Consider the following 23,031-nt stretch of genomic DNA (forward strand, 5'->3'; position numbering starts at 1 on the left):
GCACTGGTCTCGTCCTGTGGAGCTCTGCGCCGCACATGAGCACAGAGCGTTGAGTACAGGGAGATGCACAGTGCGAGTCGCTATTCGTCGTACGGTCCTGACCGCTTCCGCGGTCTCCTTCGCGCTTCTGGCCACTGCCTGCGGTGGTGGCGAGAGCAGCGACGAGGACAAGAAGGCGAAGGGCGGGGCGTCCGAGAAGCCGCCGGCGAAGGCGCTGTCCGCCGACAAGCTGGAGAAGCTCGTGGTCACCAAGGATGATCTCAAGGACCACGAGGTCAAGAAGCCGGGCAAGGACGAGGCGTTCGAGCCGGGCTCCGTCTCCGTCGAGAAGGCCGAGTGCAAGCCCGTCGCGCAGGCGCTGTCGGCCCTGCCCGCGGGCGACCCGGCGGCGACCGCGCAGCGGCTCGTCGTCCACAAGACCAAGGCCGCCGAGAAGGGCATGCCCTCGGTGGAGGAGCTCGGCAAGATGACGGAGAAGGAGGCCGAGGAAGCGACGCTCGACTCGCTCGACATCACCAAGACGCTGACCTCCCTGTGGTCCTACGACGCCGACGGGGCCGAGCAGGCGCTCGCCACGCTGCGGAAGGCCGGCAAGAAGTGCGCCGGAGGCTTCACTATGACCGCCGACGGCGAGAAGCAGCAGGTCACCAAGGTCACCGAGGAGAAGGTCTCGGTCGGCGAGGACGCGGTCGCCTGGACGGTCGGCACCGAGCAGGACGGCTCCGCCGCCGACACCAAGGTCGTCGTCTTCCGGCAGGGCACCACGCTCGCCGGGTTCTCGTCCTTCAACATCGCATCGGTCAGCCGGGGCGAGGACTACAAGCAGCCGACTGCCGTCATCGACGCGCAGGAGGCGAAGCTCGGCTGATCCCGCGCCCGCTCCCGGACCTGATCGGGTACGCGAGGACGCCCGGGGCGGTGCGCGGGAACGCCCGGGGCGGTGTGCGGGGGGGGCGCACGGGGCGTCCACCGGCCGGAACGGCGGTCGGGACGCCGCGGTTTCAGCGCCGCTCTCGCGCAGGCGCGGCCTGCCGGGACGGGGTGGGACCGGGCCGGGGGCCGAGGGCCTGGGTGATGGTGGCGTGCAGGGCGGCGTGCAGGGCTGCCGTCGACGTCAGGGAACCGGCGGGGGTGCAGGGAACGGCCCAGTGCGGCCCGGGCGGCTGCAGGCGGCTGCTGGGCGGCACCGTCACCCAGCTCGCCTCGCCCAGTACCTGCACGGCGGCGAACTCGCAGAAGGACCACTCCTGGGCGCTCTCCGGCTCGACGAGCCAGTACAGCCTGCTGCCGTAGGGGTCGCGGATGACCGCACCGGAGGCGGAACCGAGCCGGGTCAGTACCCCCTCCCCCAGGTAGGCGGGGACGCGCACCGCGTCCCACCACTCCCCGGCGGGTAACAGCACGGCATCCAGGCCCTTCGGCAGTGGCCACCACACGGTCACGGCTTCTCCTGTGCGTCTTCAGCGGCTTCGGCCTCTTCGGCGCCACCCACGGCGTGGCGTTGGTCGTCCCCGCGCTGTCGGGCGCGTTCCACGTTCCTCACGCTCTTCGCATGTCTCTACGTGTGGGGACGCGCCCCACTTTGCCGACAGCGCAGACCGGAAAGTGTCACCAATGTGTGACACTCCCGTCGCACACCGTGGTCATGAACACGCCTGCTTGGCGGGCCGTCACAGGCAGAGCCACGCGGCCATGTTGTCCAGCGAATCGGGTGTACGACGGCGCTGGGCCACCAGGCCGTTGATGGTCTCGCGCGCTCCGGGGTGGTATCGGGTCTGCTCCGGCGCCAGCTTGCGCGCTGTCACCACGGACTCCAGTGCCGCGTCGCAGTGGCCCGTCTCCATCTCGGCACGCGCGCGGTCCACGTAGAAGTGTGCCCTGCGCGACATCGGCCAGCCGTGCGGAAGACGGACGTCGCGGGACTTCTCCAACGCCTTCCCGTAGCGCCGCAATTCGACCTGTGCGGACACCTCGTGCACAGCCACGTTCGCCGGCCCGAAACTCAGCCAGTGCACTCGTCCGGCCTCTCCGGTGCGCTCGGCGTAGGAGGCCGCCTCGCGCAGATGGCTCTCCACGGCGTCGCCGTCGTGTGCGCGAGCCGCGATGACGCCGGCCCCCAGGTGCAACTGACCGCGTACGACGAGGGTGTCGCGGGCCTCCGGGGCTGCGCTGCCCGCGCCGCCGACCCCGGAGAGGACTCTGTGCCCCGCCTCGATCAGCCGCAGGCCGATGGTGTGTTCGCCCTCGCGGAAGTAGGAGAGCGCCCGCATGTACTGGCGCACGGCGGCCAGCAGGGGGTCCGAGCCGCGCTCCGCGGCCCAGCCCAGCCGGTCGAGCGCGATGGTGGCCAGATCGTAGAAGCCGAGCTTGGTGGCGATGTCGTGCGCCGTGCGGTATGCGGAACCGAGCGTCTGCCACCGCACTGTGCTGCGCTCCCGGTGAGCCGCCGCGGTGGCCTCCGCGATGAACGGCGGCAGGGCGTGCGCCGCCTTGCTCAGCTGCGTGGCACGCACCATGCGGCACAGGTCGTCGGCCCGGGCGGCGAGTTCGGCCGACGGCAGCACCCCGGCGCGTTCGCTCTGCCCGCTCGCGCCCCGCAGTTCATGCGCGGGGGTGAGGTCGTCCACGTCGTGCAGGTCGTACAGGTCGAGCGCCTCGCGGATCGGACGGATGAGGGCTGCGAGGCGGTCCTGCTGGAGCTCGGTGACATAGGGCTGGCCCGTCAGCACCGTCACGTCGATGCGCAGCACCCGCGCCACCGCCGAGACCAGGTCGGGCGAGGCGTTCTTGCGGCCTTCCTCGACCTGCCGTAACAGGCTGTAGGAGTAGGGGAGCCGCGCGGCGAGCCCGCGCTGCGTCAGCCCGGCCAGCTTGCGCTGGTGGGCGATACGGACGCCCGCGTGTTCTTCCTGCTGCCCGCGCATCCGCGACTCCGTTCCTCGATGGCCCCGGAACCGTACGCACGGTGAGCGGCAGCGGTGGATTTCAGCCGCGATCACCACTCGATCGGGTGCAGTCGAGTTGCACGAGCGCGTCACAGTGTGACAGGCGCGCTGCGACGCACGGGCGTCGCAGGTGCCGTCGACGCCGGGGTAGTTGCGGGCTGCGCGGCCGCACGGCCGCAGGCTTCGTGGTGAAATGCGGCATGGCTTCACGCGTCCTGTATCTGCTCGGCTGCGCGGCGCCACCTGTGCTGCGGATCGCCGACGCCGTCCGCAGCGCCCAACGGACCGGCTGGGACGTGTGCCTGGGGCTCACCCCCACCGCGGCGCACTGGCTGGCGGAAGACCTCCCGGAGCTGGAGCGCCGGACGGGACATCCGGTGCGCTCCCGCTACAAGATGCCCGGTGGGGCCGACGTCTGGCCGCCCGCGACGGCCGCCGTGGTGGCACCCGCGACCTTCAACACGGTCAACCAGTGGGCTCTCGGACTCACGGACAAGTTCGTCGTCGGGTTCGCCGCCGAGGCGATCGGCAAGGGCATCCCTCTGGTGACGATGCCGTGCGTGAACGCGGCCTACGCCCGGCACCCGCAGTTCGCGCCCTCCCTCGAGATCCTGAGCCGCGCCGGAGTACGGGTGCTGTACGGGGCGGAGGGCTTCACCCCGAACGCGCCCGGCGAAGGCCGCCCCGACGCGTTTCCCTGGGAGTGCGCGCTGAGGTCCGCGGCCGAGGCGGTGGCGGCAGCCGCGTCCGGCCCCCGAGAAGAAGCGGCCCCGAGGGCGACGGGAGCGGTGCCTCCGGCGGAGAACGGCGGAGTGGACCGCTCCTGATCACACGGGGCCGCCCCGGCTCCCCACGCCTCGCCTTCCGCGCCGGCCCGGCGAGCTTCCGGCGACTCCGCGAAGAATCTTCTCCGGCTGCGATGAGTTCTGCCGTCGCGCGCCGTCCAACCTGTGTAGCGCCTTCCACCCGCCGCGGGAGGAGGGACGGAACCGAGAGGCGTCGCCGAGTGACGCCCGAGAGCGCGCAGCGCAGAGAAGAGGCACTCCATGTCCCGGAAGATCTTCGTCAACCTGCCGGTGAAGGACCTGGACCGCAGCGTCGAGTTCTTCACCGCGTGCGGCTTCTCCTTCAACCCGCAGTTCACGGACGAGAACGCCACCTGCATGGTGGTGAGCGACGACATCTTCGTGATGCTGCTGGTGGAGCCGTTCTTCATGTCCTTCTCGCAGCGGGAGATCCCCGACACCGCGCGGACCAGCGAGGTGCTGGTGGCCCTGTCGGCCGACAGCCGCGCGGAGGTCGACACGCTGGTGGATTCCGCTCTGGGGGCCGGGGCGGCGGCGCACGGCGAACCGATCGAGCAGGGCCCGATGTACGGGCGCTCCTTCACCGACCCGGACGGCCACATCTGGGAGGTCATGTGGATGGACCCGGCCGCCTTCCAGGGCTGACCGGTCGGCTCGCCGGTGTCCGTGCGGGCAGCGGCGAGCACGGGCGCCTCCCGCACTCCCCCGCCGCGGAGCGAAACCTGCCCCGCCTCCGCCCCGGGCGCGGCGCGCCCGGGGCGGAGGCGGTGGTGCGCTTCAGCGGAAGTCCTCCACATGGTCGCGGGCCCACTGCGCGAAGCTGCGTCCGGGGCTGCCGGTGAGCTGCTCGACGCCCGGTGACACCTCCGCGGGCACGTCGACCGAGTGCGCGGCGAGTTGGAGCAGGACGTCGGCGAACTCGCCCGGCGTGCCGGCGGCGACCATGTCCGCGCGTGCCTCCGCGTGCGGAATCTCCTCGAACCGCAGACTCCGCCCGGTCGCCTCCGCGAGGAGCCGGAGCTGATCCTCCTGGGTCAGCGACTCGGGGCCGGTCAGCACCGGGGTGGGGCCGTCGCCCGGCAACTCTCCGGTGAGCGCGAGGGCGGCGACAGCGGCGATGTCGTCCTCGTGGATGGGAGCCGCGTGCGCACCGGCGTAGGCGGCGCGCAGGACGCCGTCCCGTCGCAGGGAATCCGCCCACGCGAGCGTGTTGGTGGCGAACATGCCGGGCCGCAGGTGGGTCCACGCCATACCGGCGGCTGCCGCGGCCTCCTCCACCTGGGCCTCCATCGTCCGGTGGTGCGCGGCGATGGGGTTGTCCAGCTCCAGCGGCATGGCGGACGGCACGACCGAGGACGAGGAGAGGGTCACCACCCGCTGGACCCCGCGTTCGGCCGCCCGCCGCAGCAGTTCGCCGGTACCGTGCCAGAACGCCGCGGGGTTCAGGAAGAGGGCACTGACGCCGTCCAGTGCGGCGTCCAGGTCGTCGGCCCCGACCGGTACGGCGCCGTCGGGCAGCCGGGCGCGGTCCGGGGACCTCGTCAGACCGCGGACCTTGTGTCCTGCGGCGGTGAGGCGCTCGACGAGCGGTCGGCCGACGTTCCCGGTCGCTCCGGTCACCAGAATCATGCTGCTCCCCCTTGCTGTGACGGCTCGTACGGCGCTGCCGACACCTCGGCGGCCGTACGGCGTCGGCTTGTGGCGTGGGGCGCCTGCGGTGCCTGCCGCAGCGGGACGCCCCGCCCCGCATCATTCAACCAACTGGATGAAGACGTCAACCATATAGATGAACCGGATGGGACTGCCGCTACGCTGGTCCCTGTGAGCGACGAATCCGCACCCCCGCCCGGCTCCCGCAGCCCGCGCCGCGCGCCACGCGCCGAGGAGCGCAGACTCGACCCGGCACGCTCCTGCCGACGGCTGCTGGACGCGGCGATGGACGAGTTCGCCGCCAAGGGGTACGCCGGGGCCCGGGTCCAGGACATCGCCGACCGGGCCGGACTCAACAAGCAGTTGATCGCCTACCACTTCGGCGGCAAGGAAGGGCTGTGGAACGCCCTGAACCGGCGCTGGGCCCGGCGCGAGGAGACATTCAACCGCCCGGAGGTACCGCTGGACGAGGTGATGGCGCACTATCTGCACCAGGCCCTCGACGACCCCCGCGGCCCCAGGCTGTCCGCCTGGACGGGGCTGACGGGCGCGGAGCCGGAGGCCGAACGCGAGGACCTGACGGGCATGGAGCGCCGCAAGCAGGCGGGCGAGATCGCGGAGGAGCTGGATCCCGGCGCCGTCCTGCTGCTGATGATGGGCGCCGTCGCCACCCCCGCGGTGACCCCGCAGACGGTCCGCTCGGTACTCGGCATGGACCCGTCGTCGTCGGAGTTCCGGGAGTTCTACACCGAACAGCTGCGCCGGATCATCCGCCGGCTGGCCGAAGGCGGATGCCCGGACGGACCCGGGAACGAGAACGAGCGCGGGACGGGACACAGCGGAGCGGACGCGGACGCGGACTGAGCCTGCGGTCCTACGACCAAGGTCCGGGGCGGATCCCGGCATTCCGGCACCGGAACCGGAGTTGTACCGGGCAAGCGGCCTGTCGGGGCGCCGGACACCGGGCCTCGGCCCACACTCGATCCAGGAGGAACACCGGATGCCGGTCCAGCTCAACCACACGATCGTGTACGCCAGCGACAAGCAGCGGTCCGCGCAGTTCCTCGCCGGTCTGCTGGGCTTGGAGGTGCGGCCCCGGTTCGGCCCGTTCCTGCCGGTGGTCACCGCGAACGACGTGGCGCTCGACTTCGCCGACGCGGGGGAGAATCCGATCGCGCCGCAGCACTACGCCTTCCTCGTCTCCGAGGAGGAGTTCGACCTCGTCTTCGGCCGGATCGAGGAGGCCGGGCTCACCTACTACGCCGACCCGAGGCGCACCCGCCCCGGTGAGATCAACCGCAACGACGGGGGCCGCGGCCTCTACTGGCTCGACCCGGACGGACATGTCCTGGAGATCATCACCCGGCACTACGGCGGCGAATGACGGCCCGGGACGCCGCCTCCGCCGCCTCCGCCGACTTCCCGCACCGGTACACGCCTCGGTGCGGCTCAGTACAGCTCAGTCGTCGGAGTCACCGCCGTCCTCGTTCCCGGGGCACGGTGTACCGCGCGGCAGCTTGTAGGGGGCCGCGATCCGGTAGACCCCCGGGCGCGGCGCGTCCAGCACCGTCCAGGTGTCCAGGACGGGCTTGTCCCTCCCCTCCGGGGGCGGGCCGCCGAACGTGGGCTCGGCCTTGCGCAGACAGCCGTTGAGGTTCTCGCCGTCGTGGGAGGGCGGCGCCACCCGGTCGCCGTCCGCGTCGACGAGTCCGAGCCACGGGGAGTAGGGAACCCGCACGAGCACGCGCCCGCTCTCCCGCACGCGCACGGTCACGCTCTCCGCGTCGGCACGCTCCACCGACGCGGAGGCGTCGACCAGCGGCACCGGATCCTTGACCCGGAAGAGCCGCCAACTGTCGTCGGACCAGATCTCCTTCAGGTACGGCTGGCCCTCCCCCACCAGCTTGGCCTCGGCGACACCCCCGGCGATGTCGGGCGGGTCGGCGGGGAGGACGACGTAGTGCACGGCCCAGCGGCGCAGCCAGGCGTGGTAGCGCTCGGGGCTGAGGTCCTCCTCGTAGAAGAGCGGGTTGCGCTCCAGGTCCGCCTGCCGGTTCCAGCCGCGGGCCAGGTTGACGTACGGCGCGAGGGCCGACGCCTCCCGATGGCTGTTGACCGGCACGACCTCGACCCGTGCCCGGTCCGCGTCCGCCTTCCTGAGCTGGGTGAGCAACGGTTTCAGCTCGCGGGACCAGTCGGTGTCCGGCGTGGTGTGCAGCACGTCCCAGGTGGGCTTGCCGATCTGCCAGCCGAACGTCACCAGCAGCGCCAGCGCCATGGCCAGCCCGCGGCGGGACTTCCACGGCTGCCATCCGCGCCCCACCACGATCGGCACGGCCGCCAGCAGCGCCACGCCGCCGAACAGCAGTCCCAACCGTTCCACATTGGAGCCGACCTGCGAGGGGATCGCCCAGGTCAGCACGATGCCCAGGGTGTAGATGGCGCCCCCGACCCGCACCGCCGTCCACGTTCTGGGGACCAGCAGGACGACGGCGACGGCGCCCAGGACGGGGAAGATCAGCGACACGAACGGCATCGGCTGCACACCGGTGAACGGGAAGAGCAGCGCCGAGCAGGCCACGACCGCCGGGGGCGGGAGGGCGACCGCGAACATCGCGGCGGGCCGGCGGGCCAGCAGCAGCGAGGCCGCCACCACCTCCAGGAACAGTCCGGCGACCGGGCTGGCCGCCGTCGCCAGGGCGGCCAGCAGCACCGCGAGTGCCGCCCGCGTGTACCGTGCGAGCCGGCTCGCACGCCCGCCGCGCCAGCGTGCCGGCCAGGTCCACACAACCGCCACGGCCCCGAGCCCGAACAGCACACCGAGCGCGAAGGTGACCCGTCCCGAGGCGGCGTTGCACGCGAAGGCGAAGGCGCCCCACAGCGAGGGCACCAGCGGCCGGGGCACCGTGCGGGCGAGCAGCAGCGAGAGCAGGCCCGCCGACAGCACGCCGGAGACCATCAGCGTGGTGCGGACCCCGATGACGGCCATCAGATACGGCGAGATGACGCTGTAGGAGAAGGGGTGCAGCCCGCCGTACCAGGCGAGGTTGTAGGCGGAGCCCGGATGCTCGCCCGCGAACTCGGCCCAGGCGTCCTGCGCGGCCAGGTCGCCGCCGCCGCTGGCGAGGAACCACAGCCAGAGCAGATGGAGGACCACCGCGACGGCCAGCGTGATGCCGACGACGGGGAGCGGCCGGGTGACGGCTTCGCGGCGGCGCTTCCGGCCACTGCTCGACCCCGCGGCATCCGTGCCGCTCCGGGGAGCCTCCACGCCGGCGCCGGTCCGGGAGGATTCGCCCCCGGCCCACGCGCCCGACCCGGTCCCGGTCCCGGGTTCCGTGCCGTCGGCCCCCGCCTCGGACCCGGAGGTCTCGCCCATGCCGGTCCCGGAGGATTTGTCCGTCTCGTCGCCGGAGGTGTCCGGGGCGGTTGCGGACCGGTCCGTGTCCGCGGCGTCCCCTTCCGTCTCGCCCTCCGGCACCGACCGCTTCCGCTCCGGGCGCTGCCCGGGAACGGGCGTGCGAACGGTGCCCGTGGCGTCGTCCACGCCCGGACTCCCGGCTATCTCACCGGCGCCGGGGTCAGGCTCCGACTCCGGCGTCCGCGGTGGGTGCACAGTGGCCACTGCGCTCTCTCCCAGTCCTCCCCGTACGGATGTGCGGCTCAGATCCGCACGACGTTACCGGACGACACCCCCGCGCTCGCCCCTGCCCCCGCGCGCTGCGGCGCGTACGCCGCGGTCGCGTGGGGGCACGGGCGAAGCCGTGAGCCGGACATGCCGACCGGAACGGGGGACGCAGTGCGGCACGGAATGGTTCAGCCGACGCGGGCCAGCTTGTCCCCGAACCCGGGCTCCGTCAGGTCCTCCTGCAGCGCGACGGGCACCTTGACCTGGCCCGGACCGTCCCCGGCGGTGAGGCTGCCGACCTTGGCGCCCGGCTCGGCCGCGTGCGGGATCGTCTTCCCGCTGTCGGTCAGTGCGAGCTTCACCTTGAGGCCCGGCCAGCCCACGGCGGTCACGTCCTTGGTGGCCACCACGGGGGTCCGGTTCCCCAACTGGTCGTCCACATAGCCGACGACCTGGCCCTTCTCGACCACCTTCCGCGCGGTGAGCGCGTCCTGCCCGGCGTCGATCAGCTTCTTGCTGGCGGCGAGCACGGTGTCCAGGATCGAGGGCTTGTACTGGCCCAGCACCGCGCCGATGATCAATTGCCTGGTGCCTCCGATCTCCTTCTCCGCCGCGAACAGCAGATTGCCGCCCGCCTTGGTGGTCGTGCCCGTCTTGATGCCCACGACACCGTCCACCGGAACCAGCCTGTTCCAGTTGGACTGGTTCTTGCCGTTGGTGTCCTGGTAGGAGGGCTGCCGCACCACCTCTCGGAACAGCGGGCTCTCCATCACCTTCTTGCCCAGCTTGACCTGGTCGGCGGCGGTGCTCACCGTCGAGGCGGTCAGTCCGCTGGGGTCGGTGTAGTGGGAGTTGGTCATGCCCAGGTCCTCGGCGGCAGCGTTCATCTTCTTCACGAACGCCTTCTCCGACCCCGCGTCCCAGCGGGCCAGCAGCCGCGCCACGTTGTTCGCGGAGGCGATCATGATGGCGTCCAGCGCCTCGCGCTGCGTGATCTTCGTGCCGGCCCGGACCTTGACGGTCGACTCGTTCTGCGCGCTCAGCCCCGCCTCGTCCTCGGCCTTCTGGTCGACAGGGATCATCTCGCCCTTCGACCCCTTCTTGACCGGATGGTCGCGAAGTATGACGTAGGCGGTCATCACCTTCGCGACGCTCGCGATCGGCACCGGCTTCTGCTCGCCGTGGCTGCCGAACGAGCCGAGACCGTCCACGTCGATCACCGCCTGCCCCTCCGAGGGCCAGGGCATCTCGGGCTCGGAGCCCTTGAACGTGAACGTCTCGGAAGCCGTCATCGACAGCTCCGGATCCGGCAGCGGACGCACCGCCTGCACCACGACGAAGATCACCGCCAGGAGCAGCACCAGCGGTGTCCAGATCTTCACCCGGCGGGTGAAGGTGCGGATCGGCGTCTCGGGCGGCGGCGGGCTGTTGGTGAGCTGCGCCAGCAGGTCCAGCGGCTGCGGCTGACCGCCGCCGCTCCCCGCCGCCTCCGGGCTGCCCGGCATCGGCTGCTGCCGGGTGCGCTCCGGCTCGCTCTCCGCGGGGCTCGACGCCGGTGCCTGCGTGCCGGACGTGCCCGCAGCGGGCGGCGCGGCCGGGGCCGCCGCCCACGGGTTCGCCGTGGTGGAGGCGGGAGGCGCCGGAGGCGACACCGGGCTGCCCGGCGCGGGCGCGCCGGCTCCCGCCTCCGGCGGGGCCGACGCGGTGGCGGTACGGGGCTCGTCCGTGGACCGGAGCGGGACGAACTGGCTGGTCCGCTCGGCGTCGGACTCCGCGGCGCCGGTCCCGCCCGCGGCGGAACCCTCCCGCCGGGCCTTCCCGCCGTCCTTGCCGTCCTTGCCGTCCTTGCCGGCTGTGTCGGCCCGGCGGTCCTTGCCGTCCTGGCTGTCCCGGCCGGCTTCGTCGGCCTTGTCGCTCTCGCCGCTCCATGCGCGAGGGTCGGGAGCGCCCGCGGGTGCAGCCGAACCCTTTCCTCGGGGCTGCTCCGCTCGGCCCGGCTTCCCCTGCTTCCCGGGCTCGGCGGCCTCGCCGTCGGCGCCGCCGGAGCCCTCGCCCGGCTTCGTTCCCGGTGCGCGGAAGATCGCGGTCGGCTGATCGACGGACTTCGCACGGCCGCCGTTCTCGGAGGCCCCGTCGGTCGTGCCGGACCTGTCGCCCGCTCCGGTGTCCGCGGCTTCTCCGGCGTCCGCTGCGTCCTCGGCCCCCTTGGAGGCCCCGAAGAACGCCGATGTCAGCCTCTCGGCGCGGTCGGCGGCAGTGGCGTCGTCCCTCTTGTCCGCAGCCTCGCCCCCGCGCCGGAGGACGCCGAACATGGCGGTCGGCGCGTCACCCTGCGGGGCCGCGGGGGCGGCGTCGGCGCCGTTGTCCGCGTCCGTTCCCGCGGCCACGGCGGACCCGCCCTCCGGCTTCGGCCGGTAGGGCAGATCGGTGGCGGGAGCGCCGTCGCCGGCCTCCCCGGCCCGCCCGGCGGCGCCGCGGTCACCGTCGCCCGAGGTACCGCCCGGGGCGTCGTCTGCTCCGTCCGAGGCGCTGTCCGACGACCGTTCCGGAGCGCTGTCGCCCGACACCCAGGCGGCCACGGCGGACTTCAGCCGCTCGTCCTTGGCATCGCCCTGCGCCGAGCCGTCGTCCTGCGGGGAAACCTCGCCGTCGTCCGCGCCGCGGTCCGCTCCGTCGGCGCTCCCGTCCGACTCTGCGGGCTCGTCCGCCCCGCTCGGCTCGTCCGCTCCTGTCGTGCTGTCCGGTTCCCCGGCGGGGGGCGCTGGGGAGGGAATCACCGAGGGTGTGGCGTCCTGGGTCGTCGTGGTACCCGCACCGTTCTGCCCTGCGGAGCCCGGCGACGGTTTCTTTTCAGCCGTCTCGTCGGGTCGCGCAACCGACCCGCCGCTCCCTGTCGTCTCCCCCGACGACCTCTCCCGCTCCGACCTGTCGGGGGATTCGCCCGCCACCGATGCCTCCTGATGCTGCTGCTCGCCGCTCGCCATACCAGTTAACAGTGTCCTATGCACCGAGGGCGTCACCGGCGTGACGGCTCTCCCCCGGAGGGCGGCCGTCGGGGCCTCCCTCTGCAGCAGACGAGAACGACATACCTACTGGTTCCCTCCCATAAGGTCCGCGCACTCTCGACAGACCATTGTGAGAGGGGTCACCCTGTCATTCATCCACGCGGGGAGGCATGGATGGGCAGGAGCCGCAGAACAATTCCCGAGGAGTTGCTGCTGCTCGCCCTGGACCCGGCCACGGGTACCACGGCGCAGCCGCAGTCGCTCGACCTCGGCCTGGCCGGAGCACAGCTAGTAGAGCTGGCTCTGGCCGGACGGATAGCCCCTGATGGGGATCGTATCGCCGTGGTGCTGCCACGGCCGACCGGAGATCCGACGCTGGACTCGGCGCTGGAACTGCTGCGCAGACGCGGCAGCCCGGTGCGCGCGGTCCACTGGATCGGCGGGCCCCGGTTGGGGCTGCGCCAAACCTATCTCACACATCTGGAACGGTGTGGCATGGTGCACGCCGTTTCCGGCCAGATGTGCGGAGTACTGCCGACGACGCGCTACCAGGCGACGGAGACGGCCATCAGCCGGGAGATCAGGGCCCGGCTCGACACCGCGATCCGCACCGGGGTCCCACCGGACCCACGGACAGCGGCGCTCGCCGCGCTGGCCCACGCGGTCGGACTCGGCAAGCACCTCTACCCCGGCAACGAAGGACGGTCCTGCCGATCCCGGCTGCGGGACCTGATCAGGCACGACCCGATGGGCGGCCTCGTCGCGCACGCCGTGATGGACGTCCAGAACGGTGTCGGGGCACAGCCGCGGCGCGCTCAGGCGAGCGCGGCGAGCGGTCCCTCGTCGGCGCGCCCGGCCGCGCGGGCGACGGCGTCCGCCGCGGCGGGTCCGGCCCGGCATCTGCCGGAGCAGTCCCGGCACATGGCGGGCGGCATGGTCCGAGCGGGAGCACGCTGACCCGTCGCCCCCGCTGTCCGGGCCGTCCCGTACGGGCGGGAGGCACGGAACCAGCCGGGGGCACGGCACCCTCCGGGGCACGCGCAGCAGTACGAGCACGCAGCACAGCACCACCAGCAACCGCGCCGACCGTCGGGGCGCCCTCGGAGCGGTGCGGGTACCAGGACGCATGCGCGGGCTCGCGGTCCGGCCGTCCCACAGCGACGGCCGGATCCGCGTCGCCGCGCCGGCGTTTTCGTCCCCGCCTGCGCCCACTGCTGTACTCGAATCCGCACTCTCTGTTGTCATTTTCCAGCGCGAGCGCCCATGTTGGTGGCAATCTGCTGGAGTAGTCGTACTTACACGGAGGTGCGGTCCCGTGGCGTCGAACGTCAACCCCACAGTCCGGCGTCGCCGACTCGGTCAGGAACTGCGCCGTCTGCGCGAGCAGCGGGGCATGACGGCGGAGGAGGTCGCGGACCGGCTGCTGGTCTCCCAGTCGAAGATCAGCAGGCTGGAGAACGGCCGCCGCAGCATCAGCCAGCGGGACGTGCGCGATCTGTGCGGCGTCTACGAGGTCGAGGACCGGCGGATAGTCGACTCGCTGATGCAGATGGCGAAGGAGTCGCGCCAGCAGGGCTGGTGGCACGCGTTCGGGGACATCCCCTACAGCGTCTACATCGGTCTGGAGACGGACGCCGCCTCGCTGCGCGTCTACGAGCCGCAGGTCGTGCCGGGTCTGCTGCAGACGCGCCCGTACGCGGAAGCGGTGGTCGCCGGTGCCCTGCCGGAGGCCGGTGCCGCGGACATCGAGCGCCGGGTGCAGGTCCGGATGCGCCGTCAGGACCGCATCCGGGAGGACCGCACCCCGCTGCGGCTGTGGGCGGTGCTGGACGAGTCGGTGCTGCGCCGCGAGGTGGGCGGCAGGCACACGATGGCCGAACAGCTCGAGTACCTCAATGAGATGTCGCAGCAGCCCCATGTGACGCTTCAGGTCATGCCCTTCTCGATGGGCGCGCATCCGGGGGTGAACGGGCAGTACGCCATCCTGGAGTTCCCGGAGGCGTCGGACTCGACCGTCATCTACTTGGAGGGCGTCACCAGTGACCTCTACCTGGAGAAGGCGAACGACGTGCAGAACTACAGCGTCATGTACGAGCACCTGCGGGCGCAGGCGCTGAACCCGGACCAGACGCGCGAGTTCATCGAGGACGTGGCCAAGGAATACGCGCGGGGCTGAGCGTCGAGCGCGAGCCCCGCACACGGGAGGAACGCGGGGAGGAACGGGGAGCACGGTTTCGCGGAACGGACGGCCCGGCGGCTGGAGCTGCCGGGCTGTCCGGCATGTGCCGGGCGGAAGTGCAGGAAAAAGCGGGGAGGCTACACCGCACCGCACCGCGATGTGAAGAGCAGCTTGGAATATGCCATCCGGTTGAGTGAACGACAACGTCGCGCGCCCGAATCGCCGCGTAATGTCGTTCGCACGTCAGGAACATCCCGGAAGAACCGGAGCAGACATGCCGATTCAGCAAGGAACCACCCATGCCTGGACCAAGTCCAGCTACTCCACGGGCAACGGGGCCTGCGTGGAGGTGAAGTCGCCGTCCGTGCGCACGGTGGCGGTACGGGATTCCAAGGAGCCGCAGGGGCCCGCGCTCAGCTTCCTGCCGGAGGCGTGGGACGCGTTCGTGGCCCGCGTGAACTCCGGGGGCCCCGCGACCGGCCGGGCCTGAGACCGGCAGCAGCAGTCCGTACAGCGCCCGCCGCAGGTCCGCCCCGTGCCGGACCGTGCCGCACCCGCGGCACCGGAGCCCTCTCGACTGGCCCGCCGTCCCGGCCGAGGGGGCTCGGCACTGCCGACCCGGCGCCGGATCGGCGCAGCCGGTCCCCTCGGGTGTCCGTCCCCGGGATCGTCGGGGCGAAGGGCGCGACCGACCGTTCCGCCTCCCCCGCGCCCGCGGCGGCTTCGTCCGGATCCGCGCATCATGCCTCCCAGCGTCCCGCGGATCCTCCGGGAGCAACCGGAGCCGGGTCGGCCGGGTGTCGAACACCGCGACCGGCTGTGTCTTCGACACCGGCCCCGGTACGGATGGCCGTGCCGAGCCGGAGGGCTGCCTCGCCTCGGCACGGGCCCGCTGGAGCACCGGCCCGTGTCCACCGGGGAACGCGGCGCACTCATCCGGTGATCCGGCCGGGCGCTTCGGTGCCGACGACGGGGTCCGCGTCCTCGCCCTGGAAGTGCCGCACGATCTGGGCGGCGACGGCGTGCGCCGCGCGGGAGAGCCGACGGCGCCGGGCACGTGCGAGGTGGACGGAGATGTGCGGGAGTGAGGGGCCGGGCACCTCGGCGAGACGGCCGTCGCGCAGCGCCGCGGCGACGTTGGCACGCGGCAGGACGGTGAGCCCGAGCCCGGCGGCCACGCAGGAGCGTGCGGCTTCGATGCTGCCGAACCGTGTCAGCCGCGGTGGGGTACCGGCGACCGCCTCAAGACGCGCGGCCAGTTGGTCGCTGTAGGAGCAGCCCTGCTCGTGGAGGAAGAAGCTCTCCCGTGCCAACTCCTGCCAGGTCGCCGTCCGCTCGCGGCCGGCCAGCGGATGCTCCGGTGCGCAGAGCAGGACCAGGGGCTGTTCGGCGACGCGTTCGGCGGTGACGCCGGGCTGGTCGACCACGTCCTCCAGCAGCAGGGCGCAGTCCAGTCTGCCCGCGCGCAGCGCCGCCACGGCGTCCGCGGTGCCGTGCGGCTCCAGGTGCACTTCCACCCGCGGGTGGCGGCGGCGCAGCGCGACGATCACTGCGGGCAGGTGGGCCGAGCACAGCGTCTCGCCCGCACCGACCACCACGGTGCCGCTGACCGGGCCGTCCTCGGTGGCGGCCGTCAGCAGCCGCGACTCGGCCTCCAGGACCTCCTCGGCGAGGACGAGCAGCCGCCGTCCGGCGTCGTTGAGAAGTGCTCCCCGGGCGACCCGGTCGAAGAGCCGGGTGCCCAGCGTCTTCTCCAGGGATCTGATCTGCACCGTGACCGTGGACTGGGCGAGCCGCAGTTCGGCGGCGGCACCGGTGAAGCTCTCGGTTCTGGCGAGCGCGGCGAAGGTTTCCAGCAGCCGGGTGTCCATCCTCGGACCCTAGCAATGCCATCGAGATATACGATCGCTCTCATGCATAACTATCGTTGGTAATAATGCCGCGCGGGTGCAACAGTTCAGACATGACTTCCTCAACGGCTTCCGCGCCCTCAGCAGTCTCGACAACCTCCGCAGCCACAGCCGGTACGGATGTCCTCCGCTACTCGGCGTTCACCTCCACTCCCGACGGCGGGAACCCGGCCGGTGTCGTCCTCGACGCCGCGCACCTCGATGCGCGGCAGATGCTGGCGATCGCCGCCGAGGTGGGGTATTCCGAGACGGCGTTCATCACGGCCCGCGACGACGAGCGACGCCGCTTCATACTCCGCTACTTCAGCCCGCTCGCCGAGGTCGCGTTCTGCGGGCACGCCACCGTCGCCGTCTCGGTGGCCCTCGCCGGGCTGCTCGGCCCCGGTGAGCTGGTCTTCGAGACCCCAGCGGGCGAGATCCGGGTGGCGACCGCGACCGACGACCGCGGTGCCGTGCGGGCGGCCCTCACCAGCGTCCCCACCAGGTCGCGTCCCGCGGAGGACGCCGAGGTGGACGCGACGCTCGCGGCGCTGGGCTGGGACCGGGCCGACCTGGATCCGGCGCTGCCCCCGCACGTGGCCTTCGGCGGCAACGAACACCTGGTGCTCGCCGCCGCCTCCCGGGCCCGGCTGGCCGATCTGGACTACGACTTCGACGCGCTCACCGGCGTCATGCGGCAGCACGGCTGGACGACGGTGCACCTGGTCTGGCGCGAGAGCGACGAGCGCTTCCACGCCCGGGACCCGTTCCCCGTCGGCGGGGTCGTCGAGGACCCGGCGACCGGCGCCGCGGCGGCCGCTTTCGGCGGCTATCTGCGCACCCTCGGGCTGCTGCCCGCCTCGGGTGAGGTCGCCGTGCGGCAGGGCGAGGACATGGGGCGGCCGAGCGATCTGACCGTCCGCGTCGCACCGGACGACGCTCAGGTGCGGGTCAGCGGCCATGCCGTGCCGATCGACGGGTGACTCCGGCCGGACCGCGCAGCACGCGGCGGTGCTCCGGGCGGCCGGCGCGCCCGGCGGCCGGCCGCCACAGGACCCGGGGGGGCTCGCGGGGCGGCCGGGGCCCCGCGAGGCGGTCGCCGGATGGCGGGCGCGCCCCGCTGATCCGGCCGAAGGGCTACGCGCGCGGGTAGCGGGCCAGCCACCCCGGGGACGCGGTGCCGGGCTCGTGCAGCGCGGGACCCTGCGTCATCTCCATGGCGAAGTCGTCGGCCAGCTCCAGGATCGTCGCGCGGCCCTCGATCTCGGCCACCCAGCCCGGCGGAAGTGACGTTTCTCCATGCATCGCGCCCAGCAGGTTCCCGCAGACGGAACCGGTGGAGTCGCTGTCCCCGCCGTGATTGACGGCCAGCAGCAGACCGTGCCGGACATTCTCGGCCACCAGCGCGCAGTAGACCCCGATGGACAGCGCCTCCTCAGCCGTCCAGCCCTCCCCCAGCGCCGCCACCCGTTCCGGCGAGGGCATGCCCTGGCGGACGGCGCCCAGTGCGCGCTTGAGCGCGTCGGTCGTCTCCTGGTGCCCGGGACGGGCCGCCAGCTGCACCAGAGCGCGCTGGACGGCGGTGTCCAGGTCCTCGCCCCGGGCGAGGGCGTGGACAATCGCGGCGAAGGCCCCGGCGGCCAGGCAGCCGGTGGGGTGCCCGTGCGTCTGCGCGGCGCACTCCACCGCGAGTTGGAAGACCAGTCCCGGCTCCCAGCCGACCAGCAGCCCGAACGGCGCCGAGCGCATGACCGTGCCGCAGCCCTTGGATTCCGGGTTCTTCGGCTGCTCCAGGGTGCCCATGCGGGTGTCCGCCAGCCCGCTGAGGCAGGCGTTGCCCGGTGCCCGGCGGGCGTAGAGCCACTCCTCGCGGGCGAGCCAGCCGTCGTCCGCGCGGCGTTCGTCCGGGCCCCAGTCGCGCTGGGTGGCGGCCCAGCGGCGGTAGGCGGCGTGCACATCGGTCGGCGGATGCCACGCTCCGGTGTCCCGGCGCACATGGGCGCGGATGAGGCCGTCGACGGTGAACAGCGTCATCTGGGTGTCGTCGGTGACCGCTCCTCTGCGCCCGTACGCGGGCACATAGTCGGTGACGCCCTCCTGGCCGCACTTGTCGCGGATGGCGGCCAGCGAGTCGAACTCGACCCCGGCGCCGAGCGCGTCGCCCAGCGCCCCGCCCAGCAGGCAGCCGCGCACCCGGCTGCGGAAGTCCTGCTGCTCGGACCGGCCCCATATGGCCGTCACGCCACCGTCCCCGCCGCCCGCGCCTGTCACGATCCGCCGCCCCCTCCTCCGTTCGCGTGGCCCCCGCACTCTAGTCAAGGATCCGGCCGGACGGAGAGGGGCCGCGGGAGCCGCCCGGTCCGCTCCCGGAGTTCCGGGACCGGACCGGGCGGAGCGGCGTCACACCAGCGGCAGCAGCTCCGGCAGCCGGCCGTCCGAGGCGTGTGCGGCCGCGACGCGTTCGGCCGGGACCTCGCCGTAGCCGGTGGTGCGCGGACGCGCCGGCCGGCCCGCGGCGTCCGCGATGGCGACCAGGTCCTTGATGGACCGGTAGGAGCCGTAGGAGGAGCCCGCCATCCGGGAGATGGTCTCCTCCATAAGGGTGCCGCCCAGGTCGTTGGCGCCGGAGCGGAGCATCTCGGCGGCGCCCTCGGTGCCGAGTTTGACCCAGCTCGTCTGGATGTTGGGGATCCACGGGTGCAGCAGCAGCCGGGCCATGGCGGTGACCGCGCGGTTCTCCCGTGCCGTGGGGCCGGGGCGGGCGATACCGGCGAGGTAGACGGGCGCGTTGGTGTGGATGAAGGGCAGCGTCACGAACTCGCTGAAGCCGGCCAGCCCCTTCTCCCGCGCGGACTGCTGGGTGCGGGCCAGCAGCCGCAGATGCCCCAGCCAGTGCCGGGGCTGGTCCACGTGGCCGTACATCATCGTGGACGTCGAGCCCAGGCCCACCTCGTGCGCCGTGGTGACGACGTCGAGCCAGGTCGCGGTCGGCAGCTTGCCCTTGGTGAGGATCCAGCGGACCTCGTCGTCCAGGATCTCCGCGGCCGTGCCCGGGATGGAGTCCAGCCCGGCCTCCTTGGCGGCCGTCAGCCACTCGCGGACGGACATGCCGGTGCGGGAGGCGCCGTTGACCACCTCCATCGGGGAGAAGGCGTGCACGTGGATGCCCGGGACGCGCTCCTTGACCGCGCGGACGATGTCGAAGTAGGCGGTGCCCGGCAGGTCCGGGTGGATACCGCCCTGCATGCACACCTCGACGGCGCCCACGTCCCACGCCTGCTGGGCGCGGTCGGCGACCTGCTCCAGGGAGAGGGTGAAGGCGTCGGCGTCGGTGCGGCGCTGCGCGAACGCGCAGAAGCGGCAGCCGGTGTAGCAGACGTTGGTGAAGTTGATGTTGCGGGTGACCACGTACGTCACGTCGTCGCCGACCGCGTCGCGGCGTACGTCGTCCGCCGTGCGGCAGAGCGCGTCCAGCGCCGGTCCGTCGGCGTGCAGCAGGGCGAGGGCCTGCTCGTCGGTGAGCCGCGTGGGGTCCTCGGCGGCCCGGCCGAGCGCCTCGCGCACATCCGCGTCGACCCGCTCGGGCGCCATGCCGGGCGCCGCGCGCTCGCGCAGCTCCTCCCAGTCGCCGTACACCTCGTCGAAGTCGTCCCGGCGGTCGGCGGTGCGGCCCTCGGTGTCGATGCTGCGGTGCAGATCGGTGCGGCCCATCGGGGTGAAGCCCTCGTCCGGCTCCTGCCAGGGCAGCCCCTGGGGGCGCACCTCGGCGCGTGCCAGCCCCGTCTCCGGGTCGGCCAGCGCCCGTACGTGCGGCAGCACCCGCGGGTCCAGCCACGGCTCGCCGCGCCGGACGAACTCCGGGTAGACGGCCAGCCGCTCACGCAGCTCGAACCCCGCGGTGCGGCTGCGCTCCGCCAGCTCGTCGATGTGCGGCCAGGGGCGCTCGGGGTTGACGTGGTCGGGGGTGAGCGGGGAGACGCCGCCCCAGTCGTCGATGCCCGCCTCGATCAGCCGCGCGTACTCGGCGTCCACCAGGTTGGGCGGGGCCTGGAGGCAGCCGGAGGGGCCCAGCAGCAGTCGCGCCACGGCGACGGTGGCGACCAGGTCGTCCAGTTCCGCGTCCGGCATGCCGCGCATCGCGGTGTCCGGCTTGGCGCGGAAGTTCTGGATGATCAGCTCCTGGACGCCGTGGTAGGCCCGCTGCACCCGGCGCAGCGCGAACAGCGACTCGGCGCGCTCCTCGTACGTCTCGCCGATACCGATGAGCAGTCCGCTGGTGAACGGGACGTTCGAGCGGCCGGCGTCCTCCAGCACCCGCAGCCGCACCGCCGGCTCCTTGTCGGGTGAGCCGTAGTGCGGGGCTCCCGGTTCGCTCCACAGTCGTTCGGCGGTGGTCTCCAGCATCATGCCCATGGAGGGCGCCACCGGCTTGAGCCGCTGGAAGTCCGTCCAGGACAGCACCCCGGGGTTGAGGTGCGGCAGCAGGCCGGTCTCCTCCAGGATGCGGATGGCGACCGCTCGGACGTAGGCGAGCGTGTCGTCGTATCCTTCGGCCTCCAGCCAGGCGCGCGCCTCGGGCCAGCGGTCCTCGGGCTTGTCGCCGAGGGTGATCAGCGCTTCCTTGCAGCCCAGTTCGGCGCCGCGGCGGGCGATGTCGAGGACCTCATCCATCGACATGTACATTCCATGCCCCTCGCGGCGCAGCTTGCCGGGCACGGTGACGAAGGTGCAGTAGTGGCACTTGTCGCGGCACAGCCTGGTGAGGGGCAGGAAGACGCTCTTGGAGTACGTGATGACACCGGGCCGGCCGGCCGCCTCCAGACCGGCGTCCCGCACGCGGGCCGCCGACGCGGTGAGGTCCGCGAGGTCGTCGCCTCGCGCCTGGAGGAGCACCGCGGCTTCCGTCCCGTCGAGCGCGACCCCGTCCCGCGCCCGCTTCAGGGCCCGCCGCATCGCGTTGGCCGTCGGCGTCTGTCCGTGTGAGGTCATCCTCCGAGCGTAGCCCGCGGCGCGGACGGCCGGGAGCGGGGTGACCTGCGGACTCCGGCGGTGCACCGGAGCCGGAGCACCGGGGCGCGCCCCGCGCGCTCCGGACCGCGGCCGGCGGGCCCGGGCGGCTCAGCGCACGAGCGCGGCCGTCTCCTCCGGCCGGCCCGCGAGCCGGCGCAGTGCGGCTTCCGAGGGGGAGCCGGGCTCGACGGTGTAGGTGCACAGCGTCTGGCGGGGGTCGACGGTGGCCTGGAACGTCTCGTAGGCCACCTCCAGCTCGCCCTCCCGCGGGTGGCGGATGCGCTTGCTGCCCGCGAACTTCTCGCGCACCTGCTGGTCCTCCCACAGGGCGCGGAACGCGGGGCTCCCGGTGAGCAGCTCCGTGAGGACCGCCTTGACCCGCGGATGGCACGGGTAGCGCGCGCAGTCGGCGCGCAGGGCGGCCACCGTCTCGGCGGCCACGGCCTCCCGGTCGGGGTGCAGGTCGCGGCTTTCGGGGTGGCCGAAGACCAGCAGCGGAGCGTTGCGCTGCGGCGGCGGCAGCGCGTCCAGGTCGAAGGCGATACGGGCGCCCAGCGTGTTCCAGGCCAGGTAGTCGAGGCCCGGTCCGTAGACGAAGCCCGGCACGAAGGGGCCCATCGCGTCCAGCAGCCGCCGGATCTCGGGGCTGACGACGAGAGCGGGCTGCGGTCCGTCGGCGAACCGGGGGTCGGCGAGGTTGCGCAGATAGGTGTGCTCGTCGTCGGTCAGCCGCAGGGCGCGGGCCAGCGCTTTCAGTACCGGGGCCGAGATGCTCCGGGCGCGTCCCTGCTCGATACGGATGTAGTAGTCCACGCTGATGCCCGCGAGTTGGGCGACCTCCTCGCGGCGGAGGCCCGGGACACGGCGCCGGTTGTGGACCGGCGGCAGCCCCGGCTCCTCCGGGGCGAGCCCTGCCCTGCGGGACTTCAGGAAGGCACCGATCTCCAGCGTCTCCTTGTTCTCCGTGACCGCTGGCTGACCCGGGCGCTGGACGAGAGCCTGCGCCGGCTCGGCACCGACCATGTGGACCTCTACCAGTTGCACCGCCCCGACCCGCTCACCGACATCGACGAGACGCTCGGCGCGCTCTCCGACTTCGTCCGCGCGGGCAAGGTGCGCGCGGTGGGAACCTCCACCTTTCCCGCGGAGCTGCAGGTGGAGGCCCAGTGGGCGGCGCAGCGGGGCGGCCATGTGCGGCCGGGCACCGAACAGCCGCCGTACTCGGTCCTGGCACGCGGCGCCGAGGCCGCGCTGCTGCCCACCGCGCAGCGCTACGGGCACGGTGTGCTGGTGTGGGGCCCGCTGTCCGGCGGCTGGCTCTCGGGGCGTATCCGCTCGGCCGAGGACATCGACCTGAGTGCGGGCCGCGCGGCCGTCGAGCGGCACAAGTTCGATGTGGGGCTGCCCGGCAACGCGCGCAAACTGGCGGCGGTGCGCGCGCTGACCGAGCCGGCGGGGGAGGCCGGGATCGCACTGCGGCACCTGGCCACCGCCTTCGTCCGCACCCACCCGGCGGTCACCTCGGTGCTGCTGGGCCCGCGCACGGGGGAGCAGTTGGAGACGCTGCTGGCGGGTACCGAGGTCACACTGAGCGCGGACGTGCTGGACCGGATCGACGAGATCGTCCCGCCGGGCACGAACCTGAACCCGGACGACTTCTACTACACCCCGCCGGCGCTCGCGGACGCGGCGCTGCGGCGACGCTGAAGAGCGGTGCCCGGTTGCGGGAACCCACAACCGGGTGCTGACGGTCTCCGTGTCGCGGCCGGACGGGGAAGGGGCGCGTCGCACCCGTGAAGGAAAGGTGAAGAGTCGATCACCGACACCGGGAGGACTTGCGAAGTCTTCCTGGCGGAATCCGGCGCATTGCCACCTGCGCAAGGGCTGACGTTCCACACGCGAAGGGGGAACGGGTGGTG

19 protein-coding genes are annotated in these 23,031 nt (G+C 72.7%); 10 read left to right on the forward strand and 9 right to left on the reverse strand.

Annotated elements, in window-relative coordinates:
- The first annotated feature begins 70 nt into the window (after positions 1–70).
- Complete coding sequence (locus P2424_RS12850; protein WP_276475891.1) at positions 71–868, forward strand: hypothetical protein; 798 nt, start codon at positions 71–73, stop codon at positions 866–868.
- A 133-nt stretch (positions 869–1,001) separates the two neighbouring features.
- On the opposite strand, the gene P2424_RS12855 is transcribed toward P2424_RS12850, so the two are convergent.
- Positions 1,002–1,442, reverse strand: a complete 441-nt coding sequence (locus tag P2424_RS12855; protein WP_276475892.1) for a hypothetical protein — start codon at positions 1,440–1,442, stop codon at positions 1,002–1,004.
- Positions 1,443–1,670: 228 nt separating this feature from the next.
- A complete protein-coding gene (locus P2424_RS12860) occupies positions 1,671–2,924 on the reverse strand; it encodes a helix-turn-helix transcriptional regulator (RefSeq protein WP_276475893.1) in 1,254 nt (417 codons plus the stop codon).
- A gap of 221 nt (positions 2,925–3,145) precedes the next feature.
- Between P2424_RS12860 and P2424_RS12865 the strand changes: the two genes are divergently transcribed.
- Both P2424_RS12865 and P2424_RS12870 read left to right on the forward strand, forming a co-directional pair.
- Positions 3,146–3,772 carry a flavoprotein gene (locus tag P2424_RS12865; protein ID WP_276475894.1) on the forward strand — a complete coding sequence of 209 codons (627 nt, stop codon included), beginning with the start codon at positions 3,146–3,148 and terminating at the stop codon, positions 3,770–3,772.
- 219 nt (positions 3,773–3,991) lie between these two features.
- On the forward strand, positions 3,992–4,396 hold the full coding sequence (locus P2424_RS12870; RefSeq protein ID WP_276475895.1) for a VOC family protein: 405 nt from the start codon (positions 3,992–3,994) through the stop codon (positions 4,394–4,396).
- 132 nt (positions 4,397–4,528) lie between these two features.
- On the opposite strand, the gene P2424_RS12875 is transcribed toward P2424_RS12870, so the two are convergent.
- On the reverse strand, positions 4,529–5,380 hold the full coding sequence (locus P2424_RS12875; protein ID WP_276475896.1) for an NAD(P)H-binding protein: 852 nt from the start codon (positions 5,378–5,380) through the stop codon (positions 4,529–4,531).
- 192 nt (positions 5,381–5,572) lie between these two features.
- Between P2424_RS12875 and P2424_RS12880 the strand changes: the two genes are divergently transcribed.
- Positions 5,573–6,265, forward strand: a complete 693-nt coding sequence (locus P2424_RS12880; RefSeq protein ID WP_276475897.1) for a TetR family transcriptional regulator — start codon at positions 5,573–5,575, stop codon at positions 6,263–6,265.
- Between the two features lie 136 nt (positions 6,266–6,401).
- The gene (locus tag P2424_RS12885) at positions 6,402–6,785 is read left to right on the forward strand and encodes a VOC family protein (protein WP_276475898.1); all 384 of its coding nucleotides are present in this window, start codon (positions 6,402–6,404) and stop codon (positions 6,783–6,785) included.
- A 75-nt stretch (positions 6,786–6,860) separates the two neighbouring features.
- Here the strand turns inward: P2424_RS12885 and P2424_RS12890 are convergent, their stop codons facing one another.
- Both P2424_RS12890 and P2424_RS12895 read right to left on the reverse strand, forming a co-directional pair.
- Positions 6,861–8,948 carry an MFS transporter gene (locus tag P2424_RS12890; RefSeq protein ID WP_276475899.1) on the reverse strand — a complete coding sequence of 696 codons (2,088 nt, stop codon included), beginning with the start codon at positions 8,946–8,948 and terminating at the stop codon, positions 6,861–6,863.
- Between the two features lie 269 nt (positions 8,949–9,217).
- Positions 9,218–11,806, reverse strand: a complete 2,589-nt coding sequence (locus P2424_RS12895) for a serine hydrolase (RefSeq protein ID WP_346660079.1) — start codon at positions 11,804–11,806, stop codon at positions 9,218–9,220.
- A gap of 402 nt (positions 11,807–12,208) precedes the next feature.
- On the opposite strand from P2424_RS12895, the gene P2424_RS12900 reads away from it, so the two are divergent.
- From P2424_RS12900 to P2424_RS12910, 3 genes are all read left to right on the forward strand, one after another.
- The gene (locus tag P2424_RS12900; RefSeq protein ID WP_276475901.1) at positions 12,209–12,991 is read left to right on the forward strand and encodes a GPP34 family phosphoprotein; all 783 of its coding nucleotides are present in this window, start codon (positions 12,209–12,211) and stop codon (positions 12,989–12,991) included.
- A 358-nt stretch (positions 12,992–13,349) separates the two neighbouring features.
- Positions 13,350–14,210, forward strand: coding sequence for a helix-turn-helix transcriptional regulator (locus tag P2424_RS12905; RefSeq protein WP_276475902.1), 861 nt, complete (start codon positions 13,350–13,352; stop codon positions 14,208–14,210).
- 277 nt (positions 14,211–14,487) lie between these two features.
- Positions 14,488–14,703 carry a DUF397 domain-containing protein gene (locus tag P2424_RS12910; protein WP_276475903.1) on the forward strand — a complete coding sequence of 72 codons (216 nt, stop codon included), beginning with the start codon at positions 14,488–14,490 and terminating at the stop codon, positions 14,701–14,703.
- A gap of 442 nt (positions 14,704–15,145) precedes the next feature.
- Here the strand turns inward: P2424_RS12910 and P2424_RS12915 are convergent, their stop codons facing one another.
- Positions 15,146–16,084 (reverse strand): LysR family transcriptional regulator, encoded by a 939-nt coding sequence (locus P2424_RS12915; protein ID WP_276475904.1) that lies wholly within the window; start codon positions 16,082–16,084, stop codon positions 15,146–15,148.
- Positions 16,085–16,176: 92 nt separating this feature from the next.
- Between P2424_RS12915 and P2424_RS12920 the strand changes: the two genes are divergently transcribed.
- Positions 16,177–17,085, forward strand: coding sequence for a PhzF family phenazine biosynthesis isomerase (locus P2424_RS12920; protein WP_276475905.1), 909 nt, complete (start codon positions 16,177–16,179; stop codon positions 17,083–17,085).
- Positions 17,086–17,239: 154 nt separating this feature from the next.
- On the opposite strand, the gene P2424_RS12925 is transcribed toward P2424_RS12920, so the two are convergent.
- From P2424_RS12925 to P2424_RS12935, 3 genes are all read right to left on the reverse strand, one after another.
- Positions 17,240–18,373: an ADP-ribosylglycohydrolase family protein gene (locus P2424_RS12925; RefSeq protein ID WP_276475906.1), complete on the reverse strand. Its 1,134-nt coding sequence runs from the start codon at positions 18,371–18,373 to the stop codon at positions 17,240–17,242.
- A gap of 129 nt (positions 18,374–18,502) precedes the next feature.
- Positions 18,503–21,091 carry a bifunctional FO biosynthesis protein CofGH gene (locus tag P2424_RS12930; RefSeq protein WP_276475907.1) on the reverse strand — a complete coding sequence of 863 codons (2,589 nt, stop codon included), beginning with the start codon at positions 21,089–21,091 and terminating at the stop codon, positions 18,503–18,505.
- 129 nt (positions 21,092–21,220) lie between these two features.
- Complete coding sequence (locus P2424_RS12935) at positions 21,221–22,156, reverse strand: helix-turn-helix domain-containing protein (RefSeq protein ID WP_276475908.1); 936 nt, start codon at positions 22,154–22,156, stop codon at positions 21,221–21,223.
- On the opposite strand from P2424_RS12935, the gene P2424_RS12940 reads away from it, so the two are divergent.
- Positions 22,136–22,819 carry an aldo/keto reductase gene (locus P2424_RS12940; RefSeq protein ID WP_346660080.1) on the forward strand — a complete coding sequence of 228 codons (684 nt, stop codon included), beginning with the start codon at positions 22,136–22,138 and terminating at the stop codon, positions 22,817–22,819. The genes P2424_RS12935 and P2424_RS12940 overlap by 21 nt on opposite strands.
- The last annotated feature ends 212 nt before the right edge of the window (positions 22,820–23,031 follow it).

Origin of the sequence: Streptomyces sp. WMMB303, assembly GCF_029351045.1 — a bacterium.
GTDB lineage: Bacteria > Actinomycetota > Actinomycetes > Streptomycetales > Streptomycetaceae > Streptomyces.

Bases quoted from the DNA above. Each gene is read 5' to 3' on its own strand.
- P2424_RS12875 (WP_276475896.1), bottom strand. From the start codon at position 5,380: ATGATTCTGGTGACCGGAGCGACCGGGAACGTCGGCCGACCGCTCGTC.
- P2424_RS12870 (WP_276475895.1), top strand. From the start codon at position 3,992: ATGTCCCGGAAGATCTTCGTCAACCTGCCGGTGAAGGACCTGGACCGC.
- P2424_RS12915 (WP_276475904.1), bottom strand. From the start codon at position 16,084: ATGGACACCCGGCTGCTGGAAACCTTCGCCGCGCTCGCCAGAACCGAG.
- P2424_RS12930 (WP_276475907.1), bottom strand. From the start codon at position 21,091: ATGACCTCACACGGACAGACGCCGACGGCCAACGCGATGCGGCGGGCC.
- P2424_RS12910 (WP_276475903.1), top strand. From the start codon at position 14,488: ATGCCGATTCAGCAAGGAACCACCCATGCCTGGACCAAGTCCAGCTAC.
- P2424_RS12865 (WP_276475894.1), top strand. From the start codon at position 3,146: ATGGCTTCACGCGTCCTGTATCTGCTCGGCTGCGCGGCGCCACCTGTG.
- P2424_RS12885 (WP_276475898.1), top strand. From the start codon at position 6,402: ATGCCGGTCCAGCTCAACCACACGATCGTGTACGCCAGCGACAAGCAG.
- P2424_RS12920 (WP_276475905.1), top strand. From the start codon at position 16,177: ATGACTTCCTCAACGGCTTCCGCGCCCTCAGCAGTCTCGACAACCTCC.
- P2424_RS12900 (WP_276475901.1), top strand. From the start codon at position 12,209: ATGGGCAGGAGCCGCAGAACAATTCCCGAGGAGTTGCTGCTGCTCGCC.
- P2424_RS12860 (WP_276475893.1), bottom strand. From the start codon at position 2,924: ATGCGCGGGCAGCAGGAAGAACACGCGGGCGTCCGTATCGCCCACCAG.